At 37.3% G+C, this 5,443-nt stretch carries 4 protein-coding genes; all 4 read right to left on the bottom strand.

The genetic code is table 11. The features are described from left to right. Positions 1 to 331 (bottom strand): transposase (locus tag ACKI2P_RS04680; RefSeq protein WP_407375469.1); only part of this gene is annotated, 331 nt, incomplete at its 3' end. Between the two features lie 141 nt (positions 332 to 472). Continuing rightward, positions 473 to 688: a hypothetical protein gene (locus ACKI2P_RS04675; RefSeq protein WP_407375467.1), complete on the bottom strand. Its 216-nt coding sequence runs from the start codon at positions 686 to 688 to the stop codon at positions 473 to 475. A gap of 52 nt (positions 689 to 740) precedes the next feature. After that, the gene (locus ACKI2P_RS04670) at positions 741 to 4,145 is read right to left on the bottom strand and encodes a right-handed parallel beta-helix repeat-containing protein (protein WP_407375465.1); all 3,405 of its coding nucleotides are present in this window, start codon (positions 4,143 to 4,145) and stop codon (positions 741 to 743) included. A 92-nt stretch (positions 4,146 to 4,237) separates the two neighbouring features. Continuing rightward, a complete protein-coding gene (locus tag ACKI2P_RS04665) occupies positions 4,238 to 5,419 on the bottom strand; it encodes a transposase family protein (protein WP_407375471.1) in 1,182 nt (393 codons plus the stop codon). Positions 5,420 to 5,443 lie beyond the last annotated feature (24 nt).

Below are 5,443 nucleotides of genomic sequence, written 5' to 3'. Positions count from 1 at the left end.
CTGAATTGTAGCGCGGATGTAATTTTTTAATTGGTGGTTTAATATATTCATTTAAAACTTTATTCCACATTGTTTTTGATTTAACAGTTTTATAAAATGAATTTTTAACAATTTCTTTTAATTTGTTTAGTTTTTCATCTTTGTCCATTTTTTTGAAGTTTTTGATTTTATCAATTTTGTATTGCACGTTGTCTCTTTTATTTTTGTACCATACTTTTTCTATTGGTTGTAATTGGGGCGAATATGGAGGTAAATAACATAATTTGATGTTTAATTCTTTTGCAAGATTTTTTACAATGTCTGCTTTGTGTGATGAGAAATTATCTATCAAAAGGAAAATAAGTTTGTATTTCCTCATCGAATACTAAAGTATCATTTGCATATATGGAAGCCCAGCAATTTGACCCTCCTTCCTGATCATTAATTTCACATATTTCATCATCACGACCGGTGATATTGTCGCTTCCAAAGTCTATAATATATTTTCATCCGGCAAAGCACCACTGTCATCCATTAAGGTATCACTGTCCTCACCAGATGCCACATCATCTTCACCGAGAGCTTCAGCAACCGCATCATCTCCCGCATCTTCAACTGCAAGCACGTCCGCATCTTCGGCGGCGCTTACAGCACCAATTGTTAAAACAGCCAACAACAACGTTATCAGCATTATCTTTTTAAATTTCATTTCTCTCAACTCATTATAACATAATAAGAAAAAACAGTAGATGAAACATCATCTACTTAATTGTAATTTTAGGTTTTACTGTCTTTGCAGCGAAATTTCCGTTGCCTGCAAACTTGACAGTTGCAGTGTGCTTGCCCTTCTTGGTCAATTTGGTGATCTTAAATGTTGCTGTACCTTTGGAATTTGTTGTTGCCTTGTAGGTTTTGCCCTTGACCTTTAAGGTGAGCTTGATTTTCTTCATTGCCTTGCCTTTGTTGTCCTTAAGGGTTACTGAGTACTTTTTGGTTTTAACGGATTTCTTGAAGGTTTTCTTTTTGGCGGTCAGTTTGACTGCAGCCTTTTTGATTGTAACCTTCACATTAAAGGATGAAGCAAGGTAGTTTGCGTCACCTGCAAATGTGATTTTTGCATCATAGCTTTTAGCGGCAATATTGTTAGTAGTCAACTTTACCTGACCGCTCTTGTCACTTTCCAATGTTTTGGGGCTGTTAATGTTTACAACGACCTTGGCTCCAACAATCGGATTTCCATAAGCATCTTTTAAGGTTGCAACAAGATATTTTCCACCATTAAAGACTGTAGTTACTGCATCAGCAGATATTGAAGTGGCAGACTTTGCAACACTGACGTTTGCGCTTGCAGTGGAAGTGGCGTAGTTGTCTCCGGTTCCGTTGAAAGTGATTAAAGCCACATGGTCTCCTGCAGGCACTCCTTTGACAGGCACTCTGATTTGACCGTTTTCATCGGTTACATAAGTTTTGACGCCGTTCAGGTCAACTGATACTGTTTTTCCGCTCACGTTTTTGTCTTCAAAGTCCCTTAAAGTAACAATCAGATAGTCATCTGCGCCATATGTGGTTGAAATGTCCACTGCTGTGAGATTTGTAGGTCTTTGGGTGATTGTCAATGTTATTGACTTGTCCAAATTATAGGCATGATGCTCGACAGCCATTTTGGCTGTGTATACACCGGCGTCCAAATCAACAGTCCAGTCGGTATTGGTCAGACAGTCAAATGTTCCATTGAATGACTTGTCGTTTTTGGATGCCCGGACGGTAATGATTACATCGTTTACCGCAATGTCGCCTTCGGTTGCATTAAGGAAAATTGCATCTCCTGATCCGTAAACTGAATTGAAGTTGACGACATTAATGTTAAGGTTAGGAACTTTAGTGTCATACCAGTTATTGTCCTGACTGGCTGTGTTATACCAGAATGTGGAGTCCCTTACAGAACCTCTTGCCATAGCTCCACCACGGCCATCAGCGTGATTTTCTACAAAACTGCAGTTTGCGACGCTTGCTGATCCACTGAAGGCACCGCCGTTTTCACTGGCAGAACATCTTGTGAAATTGGAATTGGAGATGAGACCTGCATTTCCTGTCCAGAAGATGGCTCCTCCCTTGGCGGCTGAACAGTCATTGAAACTTGAATTGTTGACAAGACCCTGATAACCATCCCAACGAATGGCTCCACCTTCATTTGCACCAGAGCAGTTATTGAAACTGCAGTTGATAACTGAATCCGCCTTGTAGATGGCACCTCCGGACTTGTTGGCATGACAGTTGGTAAAATCAGAGTTTGAAACCATTTGAACACTGTAAAGTGCTCCGCCGTCACGGCCTTCAGCATAATTGTCAACAAAAATACAGTTGTCAATAGCGTTTCCATACACTGCACCGGCATAATCTCCGGCCACATTTCCAATGAAGATACAATTTACTGTCGCACCGTTTGTACTGTGCTTTGCACCTCCCCATTTTGCCCTGTTGCCGGTGAAATTACAGTTTGTTGCAGAACCTTCATACATTGCTCCACCGCTTTCACCTGTTGAACATTCATCGAAAACGGAATTGTAAACGTTTACTTTACCGCTGATGGCTCCACCGTATCTGCCGGATGAACAATTGTAGAAATTGGAATTGTTCAAGGTGTAAACATTGCCGTTGCCGCTTCCCCAAAGGATGGCTCCGGCATCACTGTTGGCACGACAGCTGAAGAAATTGGAATTTGATATGGTAAATGTCTTATATGCACCAGTTATACCGACAGCACCACCGTTGGCGCTGCGTGCATAGCAATCGGTAAAATTGGAATCTGATATGGTGGCGTTGTTACCTGTCCAGAGAATGGCTCCATAGTCATCTGCACAACACTTTTCAAAAGTACATCCGGTGAGGACACCATTGTTACCATCCCAGTTAATTGCACTTGCCCATCTAGTGGAGTTACAGTTTGCAAAGTTAGAATCGTAGACTGAACAGTTATCAGATGAAACCAGAATGGCTCCGCCGCTATTTGTTGTAGTGCAGTTGAAGAAATTGGAGTTTTTAACAGTTCCATTTTCCTTATTCAAATGAATTGCCATGATACAATTGGTGAAATTGGAATTCAAGACTTCACCATTTTGGGAGTGAATATAAACAGCACCACCACTGGAACCAGCAGTACAGTTGAAGAAACTGCAATCTGTTACAGTCCCATTGACATTATGCAGATTAATGGCACCTCCGTTCCAGTTAACGGAAATGTCTTTGAACTTGGATTTGGATATTACGGCGTTTTCACCATCCCAATAAATTGCACCTCCTCCACTAGTATAACCGACAGAGGATGTGGTGATATTTAAAAAATTGGAATTGGTCACTGTACCGTTGGCACCTTCCCATATGATGGCGCCTCCGTTTCCTTTAACTACCTCAGCATTTGTGAAGGTACATCCATCGACAGTACCCCTTTCACCTGTCCATTTAATTGAACCTGCATTATCGCAGAGACTGCATCCATCAAAATTGGAGTTGGAAACAGTTCCGTCATTACCGTTCCAGAGAACGGCACCGGCATTATATGCATAACAGTCTGTGAAATTACAGTTGGTTATCCTGCCGCTGTCGCCATCCCATATGAATACTCCTCCGTAACAATTAACTCTGCAATTGTAAAATGTACAGTTGTCCACAATACCTCCATTGCCTTCCCAAACAATTGGGGAGTTCCATTCGTTATCCTTACCGTTTACAAAAACAATGTCCTTCAATACGACATTGTGCCCTAAGACATTGAAAAATCTTGCGGAATTATTCGCATCGATTATGTGTCCGTTACCATGAATAGTCAAGTTGCGATTGATGGTGATTCCCTTCTCGTCTACAACATGAATTTTTGCACCAGTATTAGGGTCATATTCATATTCGGTACCTACAAACTTATAATCCTTGTTAAGATAGACATCTCCTTCAGCAGCATAGTTCAGAGTATAAACCAGGCCACCGAATGTTGTCTTGTTTTTAAAATCATCCGCTGCAGAATATACGTTATCGTTAGTATTTTCAATAATATTTTCATCACTGTCCGATCCGACAGCATCATCCGTTACGTTATCCTCGGCGCTCACGGCTGAGAGTGCCAATAGCGAAACGAGAAATATTGCCAGAACCAAAATCTTTTTGTTTAGCAAAACTTTCACCTCAATTAATGCTTTAAAACATTATATGATTAGTGATTTATTCACCAATATATAAATAAATAGTGATTTTAAAAAGGGCTCTTTCAAAAACTTGTGTGATTTTTTTCTTTTTCATTTTTTATGTTCCAATGATTTAATTTTAGCATGAATCTGCTTGAAAGTCCTTGTTCTATTTTCATTGTTCTTTTTATATGTTTTGGAAATACTTTTTGGAAGATATTTTCAATTTTATTGTTCGTGGATGGAATGTTATTATTTTCCAGATGTGTCGTTAATTTTTTAAAGTAGGAAATGATGAATTTCCACACGATTTTGTGTGTAAACTTATTTTTTGGATAATTTTTATCAATAAGCTCATCACGTAATTTCTTTGCTTCATCAAGGTTATTTGCATCTAATATTTTAAAAATATGTTGTTTTAAATCGATGAATTTTTCCATTTCTTCTTCATTTAATTGATTTTTGTCAAAATAACCTTTAAATCTTTTGTTTATTGCTTGTTTTACATGAAATTTACAGAAATGATGTTTTACTTTTAATTTATCTATTGCTTCACGATATTCATGTTTTAAATCCGTTCCAATTGATATCTTCTTCTGATTACGTAATGATTCGTTTAAAAAATTATAAATGGTCTTGGAATCTTCTGATTTGACCAATTTGGTCGAAACAAGAGTATTTAATTTTACATCGAATAAAGCCAAAATATACTGCCATACTCCATTAATTCTAGTCCAAAGACTATCAAACAAGTAATATCCGGAATAGTACCAATTATCATAGTCAAATTCATATTTGGAGTTCAAAATAATATTTTCTATACTTTGATGTGAGATTTCAACGTTATGCTGTTGTTTTAAGTTAAATCGTATTTTATGAAGCCCTGCACCATAAATTTGATATAAATTTTCAATACAATCAATAACAGGTAAAGTAATATTGGAATTAGGATAAACAAGAGAAGATAAATCTGAATAAAAGACTTTACCACATTTTTTGCACTTATATTTTTGAATAATGCATTTTTGCTCCCCAATTCTTAAAAAAATAAGTTTTCTTTCATAAGTTCCATTTTTAACTATATGATGTGATTTACAACTAGGACAAACTGCAATTCGATTTTCAAAATGAATTTTACCTCTTTTTTCCAATCTAATGAGATTATCCTCAATATTTTCACAACCAAATCGAGAAAGATCATCAGATTGACGGAATTCAAAAAACTCTGGTACAAAATCGGAAAGTTTATATTCTTTTAACTCCATACATTCATATGGAGCTTTAATATT

It is taken from the genome of Methanobrevibacter sp., assembly GCF_045541095.1.
Classification (GTDB): Archaea; Methanobacteriota; Methanobacteria; order Methanobacteriales; family Methanobacteriaceae; genus Methanocatella.
This window is presented reverse-complemented; position numbering and strand designations above follow the sequence as displayed.